Origin of the sequence: Holdemanella sp. DFI.5.55 (assembly GCF_020593575.1) — a bacterium.
GTDB lineage: Bacteria > Bacillota_I > Bacilli_A > Erysipelotrichales > Erysipelotrichaceae > Holdemanella > Holdemanella hominis.
Map to the genome: position 1 here is coordinate 1 of NZ_JAJDMK010000435.1, position 220 is coordinate 220.

At 50.5% G+C, this 220-nt stretch carries 1 pseudogene; it reads left to right on the plus strand.

What is annotated here, in order from left to right:
* A pseudogene (locus tag LJE08_RS14715) lies at positions 1–220 on the plus strand (transketolase); the annotation flags it as partial.

The window sequence follows — 220 nt, forward strand, 5'->3', positions numbered from 1 at the left end:
GTCAAGGCGGCTTCATGGAATTATGAACGCGTTGAGGATGGCAATGATCTGGCTCAGATCGATGCAGCTTTGTGGCGGGCTAAACGTTCCGATAAGCCAACCTTGATTGAGGTTAAGACGGTAATTGGCTACGGTGCGCCTAAGCAGGGAACCAACAAAGTTCATGGTACGCCGGTTGGTCAAGATGGCCTGGCTGTCCTCAAAGAAAAATTTGACTGGC